Genomic DNA, 22,692 nt, shown 5'->3' on the forward strand with positions numbered 1-22,692 from the left:
AGAGCTCAGGCGACCGCGCCTCTCACTCTTCAAAAAGCGCTGTAGACAAATACCGCTCACCCGTATCCGGCAGCACAACGACGATGGTCTTCCCTTTATTCTCGGGACGCTTGGCGACTTCCGTCGCTGCGAAAGCCGCAGCACCGGATGAGATCCCAACAAGCAATCCTTCGGATTTGGCCAATTCGCGGGCCGTTTGTATGGCATCCTCATTGCTCACCGTAACAATCTCGTCTACGACTTCTCTACGGAAGTTATCCGGCACGAACCCGGCGCCAATTCCTTGAATCTGATGCACGCCCCGCTTGCCTCCAGATAGAACGGGTGAGTCTTCCGGCTCCACAGCAATAATCTGAGCAGACGGGTTTCTCGCTTTCAGCAGCTCACCTACACCTGTAATCGTTCCGCCTGAGCCCACTCCGGCAACGAAAATATCAACGTTCCCCTCCGTATCCCGCCAAATTTCTTCAGCTGTCGTCTTCCTGTGAATCTCGGGATTCGCCGGGTTGCTGAATTGCTGCGGAATGAAGGAGTTCGGCATCTCTGACGACAGCTCCTCCGCCTTCCTTATCGCGCCAAGCATGCCTTCGGATGCGGGTGTCAACACAAGCTCGGCACCAAGTGCCTTCAACAATTTCCTTCGTTCCACGCTGAAAGAATCCGGCAAAATGATGATCAACCGATATCCCAGCGCTGCGGCGGCAAAAGCCAGACCGATTCCTGTATTCCCGCTGGTCGGCTCAATAATGACGGTCTCTTTATTCAATTTGCCCGAGGCTTCTGCTTCTTTGATCATGGCAAAACCGATTCGGTCTTTGACACTGCCTGCCGGGTTGAAATATTCTAATTTGGCGAGGATCTTTGCCTCGAGACGATGCTTATGGTTATAGTTCCAGAGCTCAAGCAGCGGCGTATTGCCGATTAGCTCCGTTAAGTTATTATAAATGTTGGTCATACATGTACCTCCTCGGATATTAAACCCATGAACTTAGTCGGATAAGACCAGTATAACATGTATGCCCTTCATAAAATAAATCAGAAATGTTGATGAAAGTGTACGCTATTTTCTTATATATAGGTGTTTGTTTTAATCGTACCTACTTATGGTACACTGGGATAAGAAACTATCGAGAGCCGCAAGGGGAATCTATGAATATGAAGCTAGTATCGTGGAATGTAAATGGTTTGAGAGCCTGTGTGAATAAGGGGTTCATGGATTATGTCCAGCAGAAAGATGCCGATATCATCTGTCTGCAGGAGACTAAATTGCAAGAAGGACAGATTAACCTGGAGCTCGGTGAGTCCTATCAGCAATATTGGAATTACGCGATTAAGAAAGGGTATTCCGGCACAGCTGTTTTTACCAAAGAAAAGCCGCTCTCCGTTCGTTACGGTATCGAGCTTGACGAAGAGCCTGAAGGGCGGATTATCACGCTGGAATTTGAACAATTCTATTTGGTGACGGTGTATACGCCCAATGCTAAACGTGATCTATCTAGGCTAGACTATCGAATCGAGTGGGAAGATCGTTTTCGCACCTACCTTTTGCAATTGGATACGCTTAAGCCTGTTGTGGTCTGTGGAGATCTTAACGTGGCGCATAACGAGATTGATCTGAAGAATGCGAAGGGAAATCATAATAATTCGGGCTTTACTTTAGAAGAACGCGGAAAAATGACGGAGCTCTTAGAAGCCGGCTTCATCGATACGTTTCGTGAGCTGTACCCAGATCGAACCGACATGTATTCGTGGTGGTCCAACATGCCTGGCGTTCGGGCCCGAAATGTAGGATGGCGCATCGACTATTTCCTTGCTTCCGAGCGATTGCGCTCCTTCGTCATAGATGCCTCCATTGATTGCGACATTCTGGGCAGCGACCATTGCCCTGTTGTGCTGGAGCTGGATTTCGCACAATAACATGATTATGGCAGGATTATCGCCTAATCAGCCCTAAATAGCAGAACCCCCTGTCACAATTGTGAGAGGGGGTTCTTGTGGGTTCAGGAGACTCAGATGTCTCCGTTCCTAATATTCAAAACCTCTACCGTACGAAGTCCGGCGCCGCAAATACCCTCTAACCGCTTTATAGCCATAGAAGCCTAGCAGCGTAAGTTCGAGTCCCCATATGATCATAGTCGAAATATCGCTCGGTTCGATTTGCAAATAGTTGAATTCAGCGAACTGCTTTCTCTCGAATTTATCGGCCACCATCTGTGCGACATGATCGACAATCGGAGAAAAGTCCTTCCCAAAGCCCTGCTCGCTCATATAATCCTGAACTTCAAGCTTCAGAATATCAACCTCACTCCAGGAGAAAGCATACACCCATTTCATCGTTCCATCTGGCGCGGGGCTGAAGCTAACAATGAAGTCATTTTTGTTGCCGTTCTGCCATCGGTCTTGCAGCGCATACCCATACTCTCTGGGCTTGTCGTCCCCGACGTTAACGAAGATCACATTAACCTGCTTCCATGACCTCGTTTTTCCTGGTTTGTCCGGATCCGGTATCTCTTGATTCAGCTTCGTATTCCAGGCACCCAGCCTATCTAATGCCTTGGCTTTGCCTGGGACATCACCCACAATCCGATCCACTTTGATCAAGTCCCTGACATAATCAGGATATGAGGGTAGACCAGGATAATCTTTAGGATCGAGCTCCCCATGCCTAAAAAGGCTATAAGAGCCTTTCACCTTATTAGTGTACGTATGCTTAGAAGCTGACGGCATCCCCAGCGGGAAAAATTTGGCAAGCTCCGCAGTCGAATTCGGATACCGATCATTGAAGTCCGTTTTCCCGTCCAAGGATTCCTTCACCGTCATCCAGCCGTTATCCGTCGTTTTAATTTTGTTCTTGGCCTCGTGATGCTCCCAATGTCCCCGGTCTTTGGTACAGCTTTTACGGCCATGGCTGTCCGTCTCGCATTCTTCTTTGCCGGGAATCCATTCATCCCATTCCTCTTGATGTTCCCAAGCCGAAATCGATCCTGACCAGACCTCTTTATCTAACGTTCGCCAGTAGTAGTCTGCTGCAATGACACCGCCAAAGAGGATCGCAGACAGCACGGTGACCCACATGAAGCGCCACCATCTTCTGCCCAGAAAAAGCTCAATCGCAAACCCGACAATCAGAACAAGAAAAAACGCTGCCCAATATGCCATCTGCTACCTCAGCTTCACTTCATTATCTTTGCCCGTTTGATACGCATCGCTCGTGCGATCCGACGTAATGATAAACTTATTCGCGTCCATCGTTTCAAAATGGAAAATGCTATTCATCAAGACATGCTTGCGAATATGCGTATTATATTCCCGCACCAGATCGGCAATTTTCTTCTGATTACGGTCAAACTCCGTGCGCCCGGCGGAGATTTCATTCTGGAGCTTCGCATACAAATCCTTATTCATTTGAGGATTCTGCTCTTGGACGATTTTGAAAAGAGCCCCTGTATCGTTGTAGCGACCGGCAATCAGATCGGTATACACTTTTTTGATATCATCTGCTTGCATATCCGTCACTTGCGCCATTTCTTTAAATCGTTTCCACATATTATCGTAATTGGATTTGTTGGAGACATGCTGTGCTTTAATTTTCTCATCCAAAGCAATCGCTGTATTGCGATGACCCCACAACATAGCCGCGCTAATAATCGCTATAACGAGAATTACGCCAATAAAACCTAAACAACCGATAACAAAAATGCTGTTCTTATTCCGCATGATACGACACACCTCTGTCTATAATTTCCACTAATGTGTCTTATTCTAGCATATTCCTCAACAGGAAAGATCAAAATTCCACAAAATTTTTGCAGTAAACCAAGTGCAACTGATAGGCAAAGGAACGTCAAAAAGGGCTGCAACAGCCTGCCCCAAAAGGCAAGCTGTTACAACCTGATTCTAATCCTTCGTAGATCGCGGGCCATTGCCTATCTCTTACCAGCCGAAATCCAGTGTTTTTCCTGTCTCTACATAACTCTTGATATTGCTTAAGATCATCGGCCAACTGGATTGGGTGGACTCATAGGAAGGGTGATTCTCCGGCCATTGATCATTAACCAATGTCAGTTTCGTGCAATTGCCAACGACATCCAGTGTAAGGGTAACCCTCGTCTCTAATTCTGCATGATTCTCCCGAAAGGAGGGCCCTGGATGCTCGGTGTAGCTCATCTTAACATTCGGCTCAAATTCCAGCACTTCGCCATAAACGTGAACGGTTTCATCGCCTTCACTGCCGGGCCCCACATAAGCATAAGGCGAACCTATTTCAAAGGTTGAGTTCAGTACACAACCAAAAAATATAGCCTTCGTCCCTTCCGGCGAAATGAACACCTCCCAAACCTGCTCTGGCTTTGCATTGATATAGAATTCATATTTAAGATCTAACATATTCCTGCCTCCATTCATGTGTCTTTCATTGCTTTCATCATGCTAAACTGCTAGTCTCAATAGTAGAGTATTCCCGCTTTCATGTATTGTAAAAACGCGACAAGCGCAATCCGTCTGGGGAGGAAATAGATGAAATCCAACGTACAGCAAACCGATAAAGGCATTCTGCATGCGGAGGCCGGGAGACAGAAATTTTCACTTATGCGCTACCAGCCTTCTGAAGATTTGGCCTTATTTATCGAGCAGTACTGGGTGGTCCGGTGGGATTTAAGGGGACAGGCTCCATTCCGCCAGGTTATCCTTTCCTATCCCAATGTGAATATAGCCTTTGAACGAGAAAGCAGCGGCCTCTTTGCCGGTGTTTACGGCGTTCCCAAAACAACGTACACTCGCCTTTTGCAAGACGAAGGCATCGTCTTTGGGGTCAAATTTCTCCCCGCTGGCTTCTACCCATTTTGGAACAAGCCTGTATCTCTTCTTACTGGTCAAACGCTAAGCATCCATGATGCTTTTGGCATTGAGGTGACAGATATGGCGAAGACCATGCTCCAGTTGGAACATGGCGAAATAATGGTCCCGCTCGTGGAACAATTTTTGCGAAATCTCCTTCCAGAGCCCGATGAACAGGTTGCCCGAATCAATCGAATCGTACAATCCGCCATCAACAACCGGGAGATCCTGCAGGTAGAGGACATCGTGCAAGAATTCTCTATGAATAAACGAACGCTGCAACGGCTCTTCAACCGTTATGTTGGCGTTAGTCCGAAATGGGTCATAGGGCGATACCGGCTTCAAGAGGCTGCCGAGCTGATTGAGAAAGGCGGTCTACCGAACTGGTCTAAATTATCTCAAGATTTGGGTTATTACGACCAAGCCCACTTCATCAAAACCTTCAAAGCCATGATTGGCAAATCCCCCGAGGAATATGTGAAAAGCATCGAGAATTCCAGTGCAAAGCGCAACAACAATGAACCTTGATTATAGCTTAAATGATCCCATACACATAGAAAAGCAGCCCCCTCCAACGCGTGCCAGGGCTGCTTTTTTCATTATATCTCAAGGATGACATTTATACAGAAGGTGTTAGTTATTCATCTAAGAAAAATGTTAAAATAACATAGTTTGGGAAATACTATTCTCATCGTTGCTGATAGAATCCGCAAAACATAGGTTTCGCACAATAATAGTTGTTCGACAAGATTCGTCTAATTCTTACTTTAATTCTATTATTTCTACAATATATGTATTCTCGAGTATTATAGTAAATAGCGCTTAATAATACAAGAGTCCTAGGAGAATTTTCCTATAGACTGTCGTTTAGGAAGTCTGCTACGAAGTCTGGAGCTGCTTTAGATATTTGCTGCACGGTGTGCAGATAACGTTGAGTCGTATTAATGTGCGTATGCCCCAGTGATTCCTGCACTTGTTGCAGGGTAGCTCCGCGAAGCAAGGCTAAAGTAGCGTTCGTATGTCGAAGCCAATGTGGCGTTACTTTCTTCCCTAAATTGCTGTGTTCACGGGCTGTTTTTATGATTCTTTCCACAAGTCTAACTGATATAGGAAATACTTTTTGGCTTGAAAGCATACTGGTATCCGAAAGATAAGCAAAATACTCATTAAATAAATTCCACAGCGTTTGTGGAATCTTCACCTCGCGTTCTTTTCCCCCTTTTCCGTTAATCGTCAGCCAAATAGAGGTTTCCTCAGGATCGGTATGGAAATTCCCCTTCTCAATTGAAACAAGCTCAGACACCCGCAAACCAAGCAGAACAAGCGTTGCCCCAATCAAATAATCTCGAGGGCCTTGACGTTTAAGTTGTGCTAAAAGACAAGCCACCTCCCTTTTTGTTAGATAGTTATTTTTACTATTAATTGGAATTTTTGGAGCTTTCATGCGTGTCGTAGGATTATTTTTGAAAATATTAATGTTCGGGTCGCTTCCCCATTTGTAAAGAAAACGAAGCGGTGCTAAGTGAATAGCAATCGTAGCAGGTGCCTTGGGTTTATCTTGCTCTGAGAAAAGGCCTTCTACTAGGCAAATCCTGTATACTTCAATCTCTTTCCACGTAACCTCTTTTAATGATTTATCCCCTAAAAAATCCCGAAATTTATTAATTGCACTTCGATAATTTCTTACCGTGTATTTAGACCACTGACAAGTGGCAAAAAACAGTTTTACGATTTGATCGTCAGAATACACTTGATTATTTTCTGTCAGGACAGCGACTTGAAATAAACCAGATGGTGTTGCCATAAGTACTTTTTTTCCTCCTTTTCTCATTCGAACAACTATTATTGTGCGAAGCCTATGTGTGGGAAACAAAAGAAGGGGTAATTATCGGGCTTGTTCATCGATGATCTCCTTCTGTTATGTCCTTAGAAATTAGCTAAAAGTAATCATCCCACAGTTAATTGTATAGTTCAAAAGCATTCCTATTCAAGCTGTATAGGATCAAAAGAGGTGCTTACCGTAGATAACCTATTGTTTTTGGGGAAAATGCGTCTGTTAGCAGAAAAGGATTTGCCCACATACCAGCATAGCTTAAGGGTTGGAGGACTCTGCAAACGAATGGCCGCTTATTTGCATTTGGATGAACAGCAAACCAGCCAATTGGTGCAAGGAGGGTGCCTTCATGATATTGGAAAAGTAGGTATCCCCGACGGCATCCTAAATAAAACCTCACCTCTGACTCCCCGGGATTGGGCTTTCATTCGACAACATCCCGAAGTGGGTACCACGATCATGCTGGAGCACGGAGATGTGGATAAAGAAATTATTGAAATCATTCAATTTCATCATGAGCGTTGGAATGGTGAGGGCTACCCCCACGGCTTAAAAGGATATGAAATTCCGGTATTCGCGCGAATTTGTGCGATTATCGATACCTACGATTCAATGGTTTCAGATCGTCCGTATCGCAGAGGCTTATCCTTCGAAGAGGCGGAGCAGGAGCTTTTACGCCATAGCGGCACGCAATTTGACTCTTATTATGTTGACTTATTTCTAAACTTGTTCCATACGGTAGGTGTGAACCCTCTCTCGCAGGAGCTTCACGAATAAGATGGCGTTAAATGAAATAGCATCGAAATTAGTTTGCAGAATTATTTGTAACATTATGAATTTGTGAGGCTAGCTATCATGTCTATGTCAGAAACCTTCGATCACATTGAAACACTTATTGTTATATTAATTCTTACATCGCTCGCTATGTACGTATTTTTCGCTTTTTATGAAATTAAGTATGAGCAACACAAAGAACAAAAGAATTTCATTGATAACATTATTGCTTTTTCCATGCTTTGGATTATTGAATGCATCGTGATCGTGCTTTCCTTCCTATACTACAATCAAGCAGAGCGCAGTAATGCTTTGTTGGAAATCATGATGATAGCAGCAACCGTTGCCTTCATTGTCGTGTGGGGTGCCCTCGATTTATTCCACAAGAAAAGGATTCAGTTTCGCCCCCTTTTTACCGTGAGCACGATTCTGACTTTAGCCGTTATCTTCTGTTATTGGTTTCAACTATCGTTTCATACGTTGCTTAATCTATCCTCGGGATTATTATCGATCATGTCCCTTCTGTTTGGTATCGCCGCTTTTCAAAAGAATAAGTATGTCGCTCGCGTAGGACTCCTGTACTTATTCAGTGGGAGCATCATCATTATTGTTATAAATAACGCACATGTCAGACTGAGCTTTCATCTCATGCTTACGTTAGATCTTGCCTTTTCTATGCTGTTAATGATCGGTTTCTTTATTCATTACTGTGAACTCTATTCCATAAATATTCTGGATCATATACGAAACATCCAACAAAAAAACGAACGATTATTGGAAGCAGAACAACGAATCAAACAATTGGCCTACTCTGATCCCATCACGAAGCTCAAAAATGTTTATCAACTCCAAGAGGATCTTCCTTTATTTCATTCCAGGCGGCTTGCAAGCCCCTCTCAGCAGATCCAATTTATTTTAATTAATGTACACAACTTTAAAAATTTCAGCAACTGGGTCGGGTATAAAAAGGGGAATACGACCTTATTTGAAATTGCCTTTCGACTTCAGAACTTATGCAAAGACCAAGATGAAATTTTCAGATTCAACTACGATCAGTTCATCCTTGTACACTTTGGCGATCGGGAGACGTGCCAGCAATTAATCTCTAACATTCAGGATATGTTTAGGGACAGCCTTTTTTACGGGCGAAACTTCGAGGCCTATCTCGGAGCAACAGAAGGCTCCACCTCCCCGAAAACGTTAGATATGCTCATTAAGGAAATGGAATTAGCTTCCCAAACAGCCTTTATTGAAAAGAAGTTTTTTTGTTATTACTGTGATGAAATGTTCCAAGTGCTTGTGCAGCAGCTGTCGATGGAACAAGATTTGCGCACGGCTTCCGAAGTGCACGCATGGGAGGTTGTTTATCAGCCTAAACTCTCCTTAGGCAACGATAGGATTGTGGGAGCTGAAGCCCTGTTGCGTTGGAACCGCCACGGCACTTATATTTCCCCGGAAGTCTTCATACCCATGGCGGAACAGATGGGGCTTATCCAAGAGATAGGCTATCACGTCATTAGAACGGCTTTTTCTTTCCTTAAGCAGGTTCAGTTAACAGAGAGCAGATCCTTGGTCATCTCGATTAATTTGTCGCCTTCTCAGCTGATGGAGCCTGATTTTGTAGATAACGTTCTGAAGATTACTAGGCACTATGATATCCATCCTTCTTCTATCACGTTTGAGATTACCGAATCGACATTCATCAGCCATATCGAACGCGTTAATGAAACGATTCAACTCCTGAAAGATCAAGGATTCTCTTTTTCACTGGATGATTTCGGCGTAGGTTATTCATCTATTCACTACTTTTCGCGGTTAAATGTGGATGAAGTGAAGCTCGATAAAACCTTCACGGAGAGTCTTACCTATGACATGAAAAATCGCATTATTCTGCATTCTATCGTCACCATGGCGAAAACATTGGGCATTGCTATCGTCATTGAAGGTGTGGAGCAAAAGGAGCAGCTGGATATCATTAAGGAATTAAAATGCGACTTTTATCAGGGCTATTATTTTAGCAAACCTGTCCCTCCAGGCGAAATGCTGCAATTGCTTTCCTTGCAATACCAAACTTCGCTATCTCAGTCTTAAGTCGGAGTCATCCCCCATCAAAGGTCGGTTTAAGAGAAATCTTGGTAATGTTAAGCTTGATATTACAAAGATTTGCCACTTGAGGGAGGATCGATCATGAAGGACAGAAGCGCGGCGCAAAAGTGGTCTTTTGGTATTTTAGCTTTCTTGGCAGTCGCCATCGGGATTTATGCCTTAGCGTTATACGGGCTTCCTGAGGGGCTTCGAAAGCAAATGTTCGTAACGAGTAAAGGCACACTTCCCGAACTATGGTACAGCGTATTATGGGCGCATGCCGTATCCGCCGGAATCGCGCTCGCGATCGGATGGATCCAGTTCATCCAGCTGCTTCGCCGAAGTATGCCCAATGTTCACCGCACCATCGGCTATTTATATGCCATTATGATTGCAGTTGCAGGCGTCACAGGCTTATATCTCGCTTTCTATGCCTCTGGGGGATGGTTCGGCCGAATCGGCTTTGGCACACTCTCGCTAATGTGGCTGTTCACTCTCTATCGCAGTCTCAGGAGCATCATCGTCGACCGTAATCCCACCGAGCATGGGCAATGGATGCTGCGCAACTACGCCCTCACCTGCGCGGCGATTACCCTCCGTATCTATACCCCGTTGGCAGCCGTACTCTTCGGGCTGGGTACGAACGATTCCTTCATCGTGATTGCTTGGCTGGCATGGATCCCCAATCTTCTGTTTGCTCAGCGACTCATTAATCTAAAGAAATCGCGCAACCTTTATAAATCAACAGTTCGCAGACAGTTATAGACAGCCGTTTGGCATAAGGGACAAGATCTTGCTATAGCGGAATCAGCTGGCGGGGGACGGACGGAAAGATGACGGTTCCCGCCCCTGCTTCCAAGGAAATCTGCAGCTCTGCGGATATACATTCATATTCTCATACTTGACATCGTACTAAAAGCCTTATATATTTTACTTACCGAACGGTAAGTAAAATATATGGAAAAGGATGTGAAGTCATGAATGCAATTTCCACCTATTCGACAATACTTGAAACCAGTTATCGCTTATTTGCTGAGCACGGCTTTGACAAAACAAGCATGACCATGATCGCCAAAGAGGTTGGGCTGTCCAAGCCCGCATTGTACTATCACTTTTTGTCCAAGGAAGCCATTATTACGACGCTCTTTGAGGAGCTATGCAAGAGCATCGGGTTTAGCAGCTTTTTTCGTATTGAGGCATATACCAAAGATAATTTTGAAGAAACATTCATTGCTGATGGACTCCAAATCATTCATAAGCAGCAGACCGACATGTATTATTCACGTATTTTAAATCAGTATCAAGCACTAGGTTATCGAGATCCAGCGTATTCCCTAAAGCTAGTTCAAATCTTAGAAGGATTTACAGCAGGCTTTGCTGAGTTGTTGGCTCATGGAGTTTCCATCGGGGCTATCGCGGCTCTAGATGTGCTTACTAAGGCGCAAATGCTAACCATGATTATTGACAGTATGGATAATTTCATGAGCTACGGCTTAACGTATAGCTATGAAAACATATGGACTACAGCTGTTAAGTCCCTTATCAAGGGAGAGTCCGCCTAATGAGTCAATCGACTGAGCGAATAACTGCTCTTGATTACGCCAGAGCCTGGGCGATTTTCGGGATGATGATCGTTAACTATAAACTTGCGATGCAGGCAGAGAACGATGGGGCAGCTTGGTTGAGAGCAATCGCAGGCCTGTTTGAAGGACGGGCTTCTGCTCTATTTGTCATACTGGCAGGTATCGGCGTGTCCCTTATGTGCGCCAAAGCAAGAACTTCGATGGACAAGGAACTTATTCGTCGCAATCGCAACAGCCTGCTTCGTCGTTCTGCTTTCCTGCTGGCAACCGGCCTGCTTTTGCTGCTGCTGGGATGGACTGCTGATATTTTACACTATTACGCGGTGTTCATGCTGATCGCTTCGGCGCTGATTACCGTATCTGATAACAAAATACTTGGTCTATGCGCAGGCACTCTGCTCCTATCACAGATATTTCTGCTTGTCTTTGATTACAGCAAAGGCTGGGATTCGAGTTTCCATACGTATCTGGACTTTTGGACGATCCATGGCTTCATTCGAAATCTTACTTTAAATGGATTCCATCCTATCTTTCCTTGGGCATGCTTCTTCCTCATCGGGATGTGGATAGGTCGGAAGCGTTGGATGAACAGAGAAAACCAGTCAAAGCTGCTGCTCTACGCCCTATCAGGAACGGTGATCTTGGAGGTGCTGTCCTACTTATTGATCCATTTAACCTCAGCTGTGCTCGACAAAGACTCCGCAAGTTTTCTATTTTCGACGAAGCCCATGCCGCCGACCTTATTATACGTCCTCTCCAGCACCTGCTCATCGTTATCCATCATTGCCATCAGTCTATTGGTGGTCCATACATTCAGGGATTCCCTCCTAACCAAGGCGATTATCCGAACCGGACAGCTGTCTTTATCACATTATATCGGACATGTTATCATCGGCCTGGGATTTCTTGAGGCACTGGGCTTTTTGGAAAATGGCAATCTCGCATTTGCAGTCACCTATGCCTGTGTTTATTTCGCAGCCGCAATCCTCTTCTCTTATGTTTGGAGAACATGGATGCAACGGGGACCCGTCGAGCTGCTCATGAGAAAGATCACTTGATGAGCAGCCTTTCATCAAACGCAAACAACCGTCTAAACCCGCTTTGTCTGGGCTTAGACGGTTGTCATATAGGCAATATGCAGCTACTGTTTAACCGCTGCAAGCAGCAAGAACATCGGGCGGCGCGTTTCTTCTTCCCAAGCTGGATTGCTTGCCAGCATATCATCTGTCGGTTGAAGTTCGGACATTTTCGTTAGGCTAAAACCGGATTCAATTAATGCATTCACATAGCTCGAAACATTCCGATGGTATTTGATGACATCATTGTCCAGAAATCTTGCCTGACGAGGGCCTTCAAGATGGTAGTTGTCGACAGGCCAATGCAGCTTGGCCCCTTGCGAATCGTAATGCCAGTCTTGTGCCGCAAGCGCGGTAAAGATCGGATGTTCAACGGACAGTACGAAGGTGCCGCCAGGTGCAAGATAGCCGTAGATTTGACGGCAGATACTATCGAAATGCTCCACATAGTGGAGTGCAAGAGAGCTTATTACTACGTCGAATTCCCCTTCCGTAAAGTCGATATCTTCAATCGCCAGACGTCGATATTCAATCTGTAGATCGTTGGTCATAGCTCTGGCCCGCTCCAGCATATTCTCCGACAGGTCTACCCCTACCACAGAGCGCGCCTGCTTCTCACGCGCATAACGGCAATGCCAGCCAAAACCGCAGCCAAGATCAAGCACCCTTTTATCTTTCAGTTCCGGAAGCAAGGCTCGAAAAGCCGTCCACTCCCCGGCCGCATCCAATCCGCCGATTGAACGAGGCATTTGGCTATAATTCGCGAAGAACCCTGATTCATCATATTTGTTCTGTTTCATTTCCTAGAAGCCTCCTAGTTTAAATCTCGTCTTTCACAATGTGCATGATGCCATTCGTACCCATCTATACTTTACCTCTAAACCATGATTAGTATCTAATGATAATTTGATTTTAATCAATTATGCGTTTCATTGATTTGTATCAGATTTCATTGTTTATACAAGTAGGCGGTACTTCCCTTAACCGTTAAGATGGGAACATATCACCATCAACCAAATAGAAAGGGTGGTCGGTTTGAGAGAACCCCCAGCTATGGTCCGCACGAGTCAACTGTCGGCTCCCTTCCGCAAATTTCACTTTTATTGCCGTTGGATCGGGAGCGATCTAAATGGTATAATAATCTCTAGACGAAGAACGTCCTTCAGCCGCTTCCGGCAATAAGGACGTTCTTTTTTTCATTTGTGGAGGAGGAACACGGCCCGTGGAATTTGAAAAAGTGCACAAGGAATTTATGGAGCATCATTTGTCTCACAGAATCGGAGAAAGAAAAGGACGATTGCTCAGAGGGCATCGGCATGCCGAGAAACTGCTGCTTCAACATGTATGGTGGCCCTTGTTTGGGTCACTGGAACATTTGCATCCCGAATATGAAGTCTACGACTGGAATCGCAAATCCCAATTTCTCGACTTCGCTTTCCTTCCTCCATATGGTCGTTTCGGGATTGAGTGCGATGGCTTCCAAAGCCATGTGAAAGATATGGATCGCGAGAAATTCAGCTACGCCTTGAATCGAGATACCTTTCTACCGGGAATCGGGTGGAAAATGATCCATTTTTCATATGATGATGTGCAGAATCGCCCAGAGGTTTGTCGAATGCTTCTACAACTGGTTATGAGTCCTTATCTGATTCGAAACCAATCTATTCGCCCTGCTGTATTGGTGGAGAAAGAAGTGCTTCGTTTAGCTTGGAGCCTCGGAAGATGGATACGACCGAAGGACGTGTCTGACCATCTGGAGGTCGACTTCCGAACGGCTCGCAAATGGCTGCGTACCTTAGTCGAAAAGGGATGGCTGGAGCCTATCGCCAAAGGCGATGACGTCCGCTATTACAAGTTGAAGGAAGGAACACTGGAGCACATCATGTAAGTGTGGCAGCCTGCGTGCGCCCAATGGATTTGGTACAGTGAAACATGAGGTATGAGTAAAGCGGAGCGGCTGCACTGGAATTTCTACAGTGAAATCTTCTTAAAACGGATATTGTTCCGTTCAGGTGGCTATTTGACTGGATGTTTTCCAATGTAAAGCAGCGTTATTGGGCTAATGGGGGAATTCTACTGTACATTTTCCAATGGAGCATCCCTTCAACTTGTTTTATCAAAGGAACGTAAATAGGGTTGAGGCAGGTCAGTTAACGTACCCTAACCTGCCCCAACCCAACACTCAAACAATGTCTAGAGGGCCTGCTCACTTATGCCCAAAACAGGATCAAAGACCAGCATCTTGGTCCCGATTTTATCAATAAAGAACCGATCATGGCTCACTGTGATGACGGCACCAGGAAAATGGATCAACGCCTGCTCCATGACCTGAATGCTCGTTAAATCCAAATGGTTGGTTGGCTCATCCAAAATGATAACCGCTGCACCGGATAGCAGGCATTTTGCTAGCGCTACGCGAGCCTTCTGTCCGCCTGATAAGTTGCCAATGAACTTGCTCAAATCCATCTCGGAGAATTGCAGCATGGCTAGAAATTTGTTCACCTTTTTCCTAGGAGCGTCCAGTCCCAATCCGTAGGTATTCACGGCGTGACTAACGGTATCCTTCGGATTAAGCTCTTCCCACATCCGGTTAAAATACGCATAGCTGACGCCTTTCTCCCAGATCACCTCGCCGGACTCAGGCTTCTCCTGCCCCGTCAGTGCCTTAATGAGCGTAGACTTCCCGCTTCCATTAGGGCCTACGATGACTAAGCGATCTTCCTTCTGAATATCGAAGCTCACGTCCTGAAAAATTGGCCGACCATCGTAGGTCTGACCGATTTTCTTAACCTCACACAGCTTGTCTGGGAATCGCAGTCTCTCGTAAATATCCGTGATTAGCACATTGACGGGGTGTGGTTCTATCCGCTTTTTGTTATCTGCCAATTGGCGGGATAAACGGTCCTTAGAGGATTTCCTGCTGGCACGGCTGTCAATGGCTTCCGATTCCATAAGAAGAAGCTCTTCCTCCCACTCGAATTGACGGTCCAGCTCCTTCTTGCGCATCTTCTTTTTGCGGATGTAGTCCGTGTAATTCCCATCGTATTCCTGAAAATGATAGTTCTCGATCTCAATCGTACGCGTAACCACTTTGTCGATAAATTGCCGGTCATGGGATACGAGGATCATAGCGCCATTAAACCGATGCAGCCACTGCTCCAGCCACGCGATTCCTTCCATATCCAAGTAATTCGTCGGCTCATCCAGCAGAACGACATCCGGCAGCTCAATAAGCATCTTGGCAAGTGCAGCACGGTTCCTCCAGCCTCCGGACAACTCATCAACGGGTTGATTGCGCATCACCTCGTTGAACCCCAGCTTCGTAAGAACCGTGTTGATCTCAACAGGTACATTCCAGCCATCCAAATGTTCCATTTGTTCGAATAGCTCCGCTTGCCGCGTCAGCAGGCGATCCATTTCATCATCATCCGTGATCAAACCCAGCTTCTCTCCAACCTCTTGCAGCTCTCGCTCAATAAGAGCAACCTGCTGGAAACACATTTCCAGCTCCTGTTGAACAGACAAGCTTCCGTGCAGTTCTGAGAATTGCGAGAAATATCCTATATTCACCTGGGGATCAATTTCCACCTTGCCGGACGTTGGCTCTTCTTTTCCCATAATCAACTTGAAAACCGTCGACTTGCCGGCACCGTTCCGCCCGATGAGGCCAATCCGCTCGCCTTGCGTTACACGAAAATAAATATCGCGAAAGATCATGGAGTCTTCATATTTCTTAGTAACGTTCTCCAACCGAATTACACTCATAACTATCTATCACCCTTCTAACTGCATCAGTCTACCCCTGATTATAACACTTGTACGAAGGAAGTTGCTTGTTCATCAATTGGTTGATACATTCCGCAATCTTCAGAATTAGAGCATTGCCATCATCCCTGAGTCTTACCGCCACTACGTTTCAATTTGTTATTGCGAATGAAATAGATTCCTACTAATAACAAAGGAATGATCATACAGATCGTTATATTATAAAAAGCCCACACTTTTGCAAGAACAGCATTAAAAAAGGACGCATTGGGAATTGAAATGAAAATAAGGGCATAACAAATCATAGAAGTGGGAACCGTCAGCATTTTATATTCCTTCAATTTCAAAAACTGGGCCAGTCCTACATTCAATACATAAAAGTAAAGAGTTGTCTTGACGTACGTGGTGATAATCCACAAAAAAGCAATAATAGTTTCTAATCGTTGAAAAAAATTTGCAATATTTATTCTTTGAGCTAAGGCAAAGCTTGAATAAAACCTGTGTGCTGTCAAATATTCACCAAGTACAAAAATACTTTGCGCCAAGACCATATTTAAGGCAATGCCTCCAAGTAGAGCTCCTATCAGGAAGTTTTTTCTTATTTCCTGACTCTGCTTAATATGAGGCAGAATAATAAGCACAGCGAAAATTTCCATGTACGGGAAGCTGCCTGCATGCAGCGTTCCTAGCAGAATGGGTTTTATTCCTTTTTCCAATATCGGCTGAATCTGATTCAGTTGCATCTGAGGAATAAGCATAACAATCAACACGAACAACGTTAACATAACCCAAGGAAAAAAAATTTCCGAAGCCCGGATGATTGGCCCAATGCCAAGCCTTGCAGCAAAAACCATCATCCCGTAGAAAAGCAATTCGATCACCTCAATCGGAGTTTCCGGCATGACAACGCTTGTTATGAAATCGCCTATTTCCCAAGAGACAGACACAACGATAAACCCGAAATAGATCAGAAAGGATAGATTAAGAACTATGCCAAGCCATTTTCCCGCAATAAGCGGCGTATACTGAATGAGAGATAATCCAGGATAGAATCCTCCCATCACAGAAAAAATCCATACAGCCACCAGGCCAAACACGAGTCCCAAAATTCCTGCTATCCAAGCATCTTGATGACTGCTTCCAGCAATGCCGGAAGGTAAAATCAGGATGGAATCGCCAAGCGTAAGAAGAATAACGATAACTGTGAATTGGCGAATGCCGATAATTCCTTTATCCAACTGTGGCACTGTCGTCCCCTCCCTCTTTATTTCAAGAAACTGACCATGGCGTCGCTAATAGGCTTGTAGATGACAACCATGACTTGCAGCGGATTAGGAATTTCAATGCGTAGGATATGCGCGATATTCAGTCCCGCTCCAAGGAAAAGCAAGATACTGAAGCTCCAGATCTCCTTCCGTATCCGTTTCCGCCATAGCGGCCGGAATTCCAATATAAATATACATATCGATACGACAAATACAGCTAATGCTCCCCACCACATACCCATTACTCCTTAATATCTTCTAGGAAAGCATTACCTGTTGTGCCAAAGCGCCTAATTTTAATATCGGCCTTTACGTTCACATCGAGATCTACAAAATAAGTTTCCCAATCATCTTTTATCTCTTTCCAGCCCGTCGGATCATCTCGGTGAATCAGATCGCCAAACCCGTATAAGTCAAACTTGATTTGCTTCTGCGCCTTGTGAATCGAATTCATAATCAAATCTTCCAATTGCTCGTCCGCTGCCTTTTCAAACTTGTCTATCGTTGCAGGGTTCAATAGATCAACATCACACTCTACTGCTCCAACCATCGCTTCGGTATGGATCTCCGCATTGACTTGCGGTTTTCCATGAATGACTTTCCCATGCAGCTCCGTTTTGGTCCGGATAACTTCCAGCGATAGCTGTCCCCCTCCAGAGCAGCCTATAACGCCAACTGTGTTTCTTACGTTATTAATCATGTAGTTGTACACTTTGCTATCTTCCTCGTTCAACCAACCGAGCAATTTATCTTTACGGAAATAAGCCAAGCCCGTGTACTTTAATTTTGAAGGCGGATCAATGTACTCGGTGTTCGCTTTATTCTCAACGATCTCTTCCGGTCCGGTCACTTCGATTGCGGATAATATAGGACTTTTCCCTTCCGTAACCAGATCTTGAATCACCTCATCCAAAGTCACTACATTGGTTGGCGCCCACACACGCTCGGAAGTAAACAAGGAAGTAAACATTCTGTTTGCCGGAATTTTTTCGAGCGGGGTCATGACCTTCAACACATTCTCCGCCGGTAAATGCTTGGCAACTACGATAAAGAAATCGGTCCGGGGCTCATGATCCCTGGAAAGGAATTCGAGGGGGTTGGCGATTCCCTCTTTCGCCAATTCCTCTCCCAATACCAGCACGCGCAAATGGGCCAAATATATTTTACGCGGGGAAGCTGTCGTCATTCGCCGGAGCGCCTCAAATACCGTCTTCCCCTCTGATTTGTACAGCGTGACGGCAACGCCGCCATCTGCCTTTTTATTGCTCGCCACATTGTTCGGAACAACAACTTGTGCAGACACCAAGTATTGATCTCCTACTTTATCAATGCCTAAGCCGACCGCAATGGCAAGACTGTTTAATTCCCGGCTATTCCAGCAACCGGTTAATAGGATAGGCAGCAGGATAGGCAGCAGTAAGCCTAACAACTTTCTGTTCAAGCTGGAATTCTCCCTTCTCTAATGAAGGTTTTTCATTGTCTGTGAATCTTGTTGTTCGGCCATGCTGCGTTTACGGTTCACCGAATACGGCCGAGAAGTCATTACCCAGCGCGGAAGCCTAAATAACGTATCTTTCTGCTCCGAAAGATGAAAGGGAGCAATGGAACTCATATAGGGAACACCGAATGACCTTATACTGCACAAATGAAGTACGATCGCAATCAGTCCGATGATAATACCGAATAATCCGAACGACGCCCCAAGCGCCATCAAAGGAAAACGCAGCATGCGAATGGAGATGGACATATTGTACGCAGGCAGTACAAAACTCGCCATTGCTGTTATGGATACGACAATAACCATGGCTGCAGAAACAATGCCCGCCTCAACCGCCGCTTGTCCGATTACCAGCGTACCGACGATAGAAATAGCAGAGCCTACAGCTCTGGGCATTCGAACACCAGCCTCCCGCAAGATTTCGAAGGTAACTTCCATCATTAATGCCTCTAGAAAGGCCGGAAACGGTACGCCTTCCCGCTGGGCTACCAAACTAATCAGCAAGTTGGTCGGCAGCATCTCTTGATGGAACGTTGTAATCGCAACATACAGGGAAGGAGCGCTCAATGCGATAAAGAAACATAAATATCGAATCATACGAATCATTGTGCTAATGTCCCAGCGTTGGTAGTAATCCTCAGCCGATTGAAAGTATTGAACAAACAGCGCTGGTGCTATCAGAACGAATGGGGTCCCGTCGACCAGAATCGCTACGCGTCCCTCCAAGAGGCCTGCCGCAATTACATCAGGGCGTTCTGTGTTTGCCAATGTCGGGAAAGGGGACCATGTTTCATCTTGAATGTATTCCTCGATATAACCGCTTTCCAGTATGCCGTCGATCTCAATCCGATCTAATCGCTGTCTTATTTCTTCAACGACGCTGTCATCCGCTATTCCTTTGAGGTACATAACCGCTACCCCAGTTCTTGTTACCCTACCGATCTCTCTAGATTCCAGCCATAGCCTAGGATCTTTGATCTTACGCCTGATCATGGCTGTATTAATTCGCAGCGATTCCGTGAAACCCTCGCGCGGGCCTCGGATGAGCGATTGCGCAGATGGCTCCTCCACATTCCGGTGCTCCCAGCCTCTGGTGCCAGCAACCATGGCTCGATCACTGTTTTCCATTAAGATCACACTATCCCCGGACAGCACGGCCAATAGCAAGGTCTCGAAATCCGTGACATCGACAAGGTCCTCGATCGTAAGTACCGTTTCCTTCAGCAAGCTCATCGGATCAGGATGGGTCAACAGCTTTGTGCTGAGTTCGGCAGAATGCTTGATTTCCGTCATCAACGGGTCTAGAACAAAGCTATCCAGCAGTTTCTTGTCCGCCAAGCCATCTGCGTAGACAACCGCCATATGAATGGAACCATCCCCAATTCGAAATTGTTTAATCGCCAGATCACCGCTATTTCCAATAATCCCCCTAATTTTATTCAAATTAAGCTGCAAATTAGTTGTCAAAGGCTCCCTGACCTTCTGCTGGCCGCTTACATCGGCTTCCGCGCTATCCCAACGGCGTTGCGACAATAGCTTTTTGAAGAAGTTCACTTCGTCTCCCCCTTTCTGTATCCGAATGTCATTCCTTGCCTCTCAATTTATCGTAGAATCGACGGACGAATAGCAATTATACAAACCTATTAGATTTAGTATTTCCATAGTTTGATAGAACCATACCGCAGAGTCATAGAGTTTACGTGGAGATCTCCCCTTGTCGCGCAAAAAAAACCTTCAGCCAATGGCTGAAGGGCGCTTAAATTGAATATCTGAATTTGAGTGAGGTAGAGCCAAAGCGTGAGGACGACCTCGAAATGGAACCATCGTAAAAACGGCGTACAGAGGCAAGAACTCTGTACGCCAAGCTCCCGGAGGAGGCGGTTTGGGGTATTATTCGTCTTTTCCTGTCGCAATCGGATTATCCTCATACGAGATCCAGTCGCTCCAGCTTCCACTATACAGCTTCACATTATCAAAGCCCGCTTCGCTAAGTCCCAGCACATTCGGGCAAGCCGTCACGCCCGAGCCGCAGTAAACGATGATGTCTTCAGCATCGCGCAAAGCCGCAAAGTGCTGCTCCTGCTCCGCGGCGGATAACCAAGCGCCGTTCTCACCGAGTACGCCTTTCCAGAAATAGTTGCGAGCTCCGGGGATGTGTCCAGCCACCGCATCGATCGGCTCTTCCAAGCCGAGGTAGCGGCGCTCTTCACGCGAGTCAACAAGCACGGTGCCAGGGCGGCCGAGCTTGTCTTTGACCTCATCCATGCTGGCGAGCATAGAACGCTGCACCTTAGGTGAAAAGGTTCGCGGGAACACTGCGGGCTCTTCGTCCGTCACTGGATAACCAGCCGTTTTCCAAGCGGTGTACCCTTGATCCAGCACATAGACCTCGGAATGGCCGAGAAATTTCAGCATCCACCAGAGTCGTGAAGCCATGGCGCCGCCTTGATCATCGTAAGCAACGACCGTCTTCGTACCGTCGATACCGAGGTTGCCCACGAGGATCGAGAACGCACCCAGATCCGGGAGCGGATGACGGCCGCCGTGCGCCATTTTGGCACCGGATAGATCTTTTTCCAAATCTACATACACAGCGCCTGCTATATGCTCTTTCTCATAAAGCTGTCTGCCTGAATCTGGTTGTCCTAGCGCAAAGCGGCAATCCGCGATTACGATATTTGCTTCGCCTAGCTGTCCAAGCAGCCAAGCCTGACTTACGATATTTTCCACTGGTACATGCCACCTTTCTTCGTCCCTCGATTAATCGCCTATCCCACTTGTCGGATTAACGGAATACGTGAGCCAGTCGCTCCGATCTCCACCTATTTTATCGTAAAAGCCTTGCGCACGGAAGTTATCCTTGGCTGTTGTCCATGTTAAATTCGCATAGCCATTCCTTGCCGCATATCCTTTGCAAGCTGCAAACAGCTTCGCCGCCGCGCCTTGTCCGCGCTCAGCCTCCACAACATAAAGATCATTCATCACGGCAATTTTGGAAGCACGCAAGGTACTGAATGTGAAATATAGCGTCGCAAAGCCGACCACAGTGCCATCTTCCGTCTCGGCTACGAATTGAATGCCTTCCTTCTGCTCAAGCAGCGTATGGATTAAACCGTTCAGCTTGTCATCTTCGGGTTGGCGATACTGATAGAAATCTACAATATAAGCAAGCATTAACGCTTTTAACTGCGGAATGTCTTGCATCACTGCTTCACGAATTGTTACTTGGGTCATAACGTTGGCCTCCGCTTCCTCATTGTGTATGTATTCATTGTACCCCAGATCCGGCTAACTAAATGTCCTCCATTTCCTTTCGATACAAAAGATAGAGGATCCAGCCCAGCAAAATACAGAAACAGGTTACAAAATAGAAAACAGTTGTGAATTTTAAATGAATCGTATAATAGGCCGTCGAGAATAAAATAAATGCAAATAGAAACACGTGGAAAAGCATAGGATTCTGAGGGCGCGTGAACTTCGAGAAATGCATTTCCAAACGAACGGTAAATCCTAATCTTCTCTTAATCAACAGCCCGGCTGTTAGACATGCTAATGTGGCAGCTGCTAGTTTAAAGTAACAATAAGTCGTATCCATGCCTTCAAAATAAACATCAACAGGCACAAATGTAATACTCCACGCGAAGAATACAACAACAGCCAAGTAAATCGTGTAACCAAGCGAGCCTAAAAATACGATTAGAAGCGAATGGAGCTTCCTTAAGCGAAATAGATAGTGAATCAAGCCCGCTTCCGTTAAAATAATAAGCAGCGTATTCCATTGTTCTGTTTGGAATAGCATGGTAATCATACTAAATAAACTAGAAACAAACAGTGAAATTAGCAGTACTTGCGCCCATTTCAATTTCATGGAAACTCGAAATAAAGACAATCCTAAGAACATCATGGAAAATAACGTATAGGTACCAATGAGAACATAATAATGCCACACCATCTAGACCTCCGACCAACGATAGAA

At 45.7% G+C, this 22,692-nt stretch carries 22 protein-coding genes; 8 read left to right on the forward strand and 14 right to left on the reverse strand.

The window, feature by feature from the left end; all coding sequences use genetic code 11:
• Window positions 1–22 precede the first annotated feature (22 nt).
• Window positions 23–955: a cysteine synthase A gene (cysK, locus tag HQN90_RS23890; protein ID WP_173223349.1), complete on the reverse strand. Its 933-nt coding sequence runs from the start codon at window positions 953–955 to the stop codon at window positions 23–25.
• Window positions 956–1,155: 200 nt separating this feature from the next.
• Here cysK and HQN90_RS23895 point away from each other — a divergent pair, with 200 nt between their 5' ends.
• Window positions 1,156–1,917: an exodeoxyribonuclease III gene (locus HQN90_RS23895; protein WP_173223351.1), complete on the forward strand. Its 762-nt coding sequence runs from the start codon at window positions 1,156–1,158 to the stop codon at window positions 1,915–1,917.
• 108 nt (window positions 1,918–2,025) lie between these two features.
• Here the strand turns inward: HQN90_RS23895 and HQN90_RS23900 are convergent, their stop codons facing one another.
• From HQN90_RS23900 to HQN90_RS23910, 3 genes are all read right to left on the reverse strand, one after another.
• Window positions 2,026–3,159, reverse strand: coding sequence for a hypothetical protein (locus tag HQN90_RS23900; protein ID WP_216855438.1), 1,134 nt, complete (start codon window positions 3,157–3,159; stop codon window positions 2,026–2,028).
• 3 nt (window positions 3,160–3,162) lie between these two features.
• On the reverse strand, window positions 3,163–3,717 hold the full coding sequence (locus HQN90_RS23905; RefSeq protein WP_173223353.1) for a hypothetical protein: 555 nt from the start codon (window positions 3,715–3,717) through the stop codon (window positions 3,163–3,165).
• 216 nt (window positions 3,718–3,933) lie between these two features.
• On the reverse strand, window positions 3,934–4,386 hold the full coding sequence (locus tag HQN90_RS23910; RefSeq protein ID WP_173223355.1) for an SRPBCC family protein: 453 nt from the start codon (window positions 4,384–4,386) through the stop codon (window positions 3,934–3,936).
• A gap of 129 nt (window positions 4,387–4,515) precedes the next feature.
• Between HQN90_RS23910 and HQN90_RS23915 the strand changes: the two genes are divergently transcribed.
• Window positions 4,516–5,364, forward strand: coding sequence for a helix-turn-helix domain-containing protein (locus HQN90_RS23915; protein WP_173223357.1), 849 nt, complete (start codon window positions 4,516–4,518; stop codon window positions 5,362–5,364).
• Window positions 5,365–5,689: 325 nt separating this feature from the next.
• Here the strand turns inward: HQN90_RS23915 and HQN90_RS23920 are convergent, their stop codons facing one another.
• A complete protein-coding gene (locus tag HQN90_RS23920) occupies window positions 5,690–6,640 on the reverse strand; it encodes a tyrosine-type recombinase/integrase (RefSeq protein ID WP_173223359.1) in 951 nt (316 codons plus the stop codon).
• Between the two features lie 243 nt (window positions 6,641–6,883).
• Between HQN90_RS23920 and HQN90_RS23925 the strand changes: the two genes are divergently transcribed.
• The 5 genes from HQN90_RS23925 (at window position 6,884) to HQN90_RS23945 (ending at window position 12,170) form a co-directional block, all read left to right on the forward strand.
• A complete protein-coding gene (locus tag HQN90_RS23925; RefSeq protein WP_173223496.1) occupies window positions 6,884–7,447 on the forward strand; it encodes an HD-GYP domain-containing protein in 564 nt (187 codons plus the stop codon).
• Between the two features lie 78 nt (window positions 7,448–7,525).
• Window positions 7,526–9,535, forward strand: coding sequence for a putative bifunctional diguanylate cyclase/phosphodiesterase (locus HQN90_RS23930; protein WP_173223361.1), 2,010 nt, complete (start codon window positions 7,526–7,528; stop codon window positions 9,533–9,535).
• A 96-nt stretch (window positions 9,536–9,631) separates the two neighbouring features.
• Window positions 9,632–10,294 (forward strand): DUF2306 domain-containing protein, encoded by a 663-nt coding sequence (locus tag HQN90_RS23935; protein ID WP_173223363.1) that lies wholly within the window; start codon window positions 9,632–9,634, stop codon window positions 10,292–10,294.
• A 212-nt stretch (window positions 10,295–10,506) separates the two neighbouring features.
• Window positions 10,507–11,091: a TetR/AcrR family transcriptional regulator gene (locus HQN90_RS23940; RefSeq protein WP_173223365.1), complete on the forward strand. Its 585-nt coding sequence runs from the start codon at window positions 10,507–10,509 to the stop codon at window positions 11,089–11,091.
• Window positions 11,091–12,170, forward strand: coding sequence for a DUF418 domain-containing protein (locus HQN90_RS23945; protein ID WP_173223367.1), 1,080 nt, complete (start codon window positions 11,091–11,093; stop codon window positions 12,168–12,170). Before HQN90_RS23940 ends, HQN90_RS23945 begins: the two co-directional genes overlap by 1 nt.
• Window positions 12,171–12,253: 83 nt before the next feature.
• On the opposite strand, the gene HQN90_RS23950 is transcribed toward HQN90_RS23945, so the two are convergent.
• Window positions 12,254–12,988, reverse strand: coding sequence for a class I SAM-dependent methyltransferase (locus tag HQN90_RS23950; protein WP_173223369.1), 735 nt, complete (start codon window positions 12,986–12,988; stop codon window positions 12,254–12,256).
• Window positions 12,989–13,410: 422 nt separating this feature from the next.
• Between HQN90_RS23950 and HQN90_RS23955 the strand changes: the two genes are divergently transcribed.
• Window positions 13,411–14,076: a hypothetical protein gene (locus HQN90_RS23955; protein WP_173223371.1), complete on the forward strand. Its 666-nt coding sequence runs from the start codon at window positions 13,411–13,413 to the stop codon at window positions 14,074–14,076.
• 305 nt (window positions 14,077–14,381) lie between these two features.
• On the opposite strand, the gene HQN90_RS23960 is transcribed toward HQN90_RS23955, so the two are convergent.
• The 8 genes from HQN90_RS23960 to HQN90_RS23995 all read right to left on the reverse strand — a co-directional run bounded on the left by HQN90_RS23960 (window position 14,382) and on the right by HQN90_RS23995 (window position 22,668).
• The gene (locus tag HQN90_RS23960) at window positions 14,382–15,953 is read right to left on the reverse strand and encodes an ABC-F family ATP-binding cassette domain-containing protein (protein ID WP_173223373.1); all 1,572 of its coding nucleotides are present in this window, start codon (window positions 15,951–15,953) and stop codon (window positions 14,382–14,384) included.
• Between the two features lie 122 nt (window positions 15,954–16,075).
• Window positions 16,076–17,200, reverse strand: coding sequence for an endospore germination permease (locus tag HQN90_RS23965; RefSeq protein WP_173223375.1), 1,125 nt, complete (start codon window positions 17,198–17,200; stop codon window positions 16,076–16,078).
• 17 nt (window positions 17,201–17,217) lie between these two features.
• Window positions 17,218–17,454 (reverse strand): hypothetical protein, encoded by a 237-nt coding sequence (locus HQN90_RS23970; RefSeq protein WP_246362804.1) that lies wholly within the window; start codon window positions 17,452–17,454, stop codon window positions 17,218–17,220.
• A 5-nt stretch (window positions 17,455–17,459) separates the two neighbouring features.
• Window positions 17,460–18,659, reverse strand: coding sequence for a Ger(x)C family spore germination protein (locus HQN90_RS23975; RefSeq protein WP_173223377.1), 1,200 nt, complete (start codon window positions 18,657–18,659; stop codon window positions 17,460–17,462).
• Between the two features lie 18 nt (window positions 18,660–18,677).
• Window positions 18,678–20,270, reverse strand: coding sequence for a spore germination protein (locus HQN90_RS23980; protein WP_173223379.1), 1,593 nt, complete (start codon window positions 20,268–20,270; stop codon window positions 18,678–18,680).
• Window positions 20,271–20,606: 336 nt separating this feature from the next.
• Complete coding sequence (locus tag HQN90_RS23985) at window positions 20,607–21,446, reverse strand: rhodanese-like domain-containing protein (protein ID WP_173223381.1); 840 nt, start codon at window positions 21,444–21,446, stop codon at window positions 20,607–20,609.
• A 30-nt stretch (window positions 21,447–21,476) separates the two neighbouring features.
• On the reverse strand, window positions 21,477–21,950 hold the full coding sequence (locus tag HQN90_RS23990; RefSeq protein ID WP_173223383.1) for a GNAT family N-acetyltransferase: 474 nt from the start codon (window positions 21,948–21,950) through the stop codon (window positions 21,477–21,479).
• A gap of 58 nt (window positions 21,951–22,008) precedes the next feature.
• Window positions 22,009–22,668, reverse strand: a complete 660-nt coding sequence (locus tag HQN90_RS23995) for a hypothetical protein (protein WP_173223385.1) — start codon at window positions 22,666–22,668, stop codon at window positions 22,009–22,011.
• Window positions 22,669–22,692 lie beyond the last annotated feature (24 nt).

It is taken from the genome of Paenibacillus alba (assembly GCF_013204855.1).
GTDB classification, from domain to species: Bacteria; Bacillota; Bacilli; order Paenibacillales; family NBRC-103111; genus Paenibacillus_E; species Paenibacillus_E alba.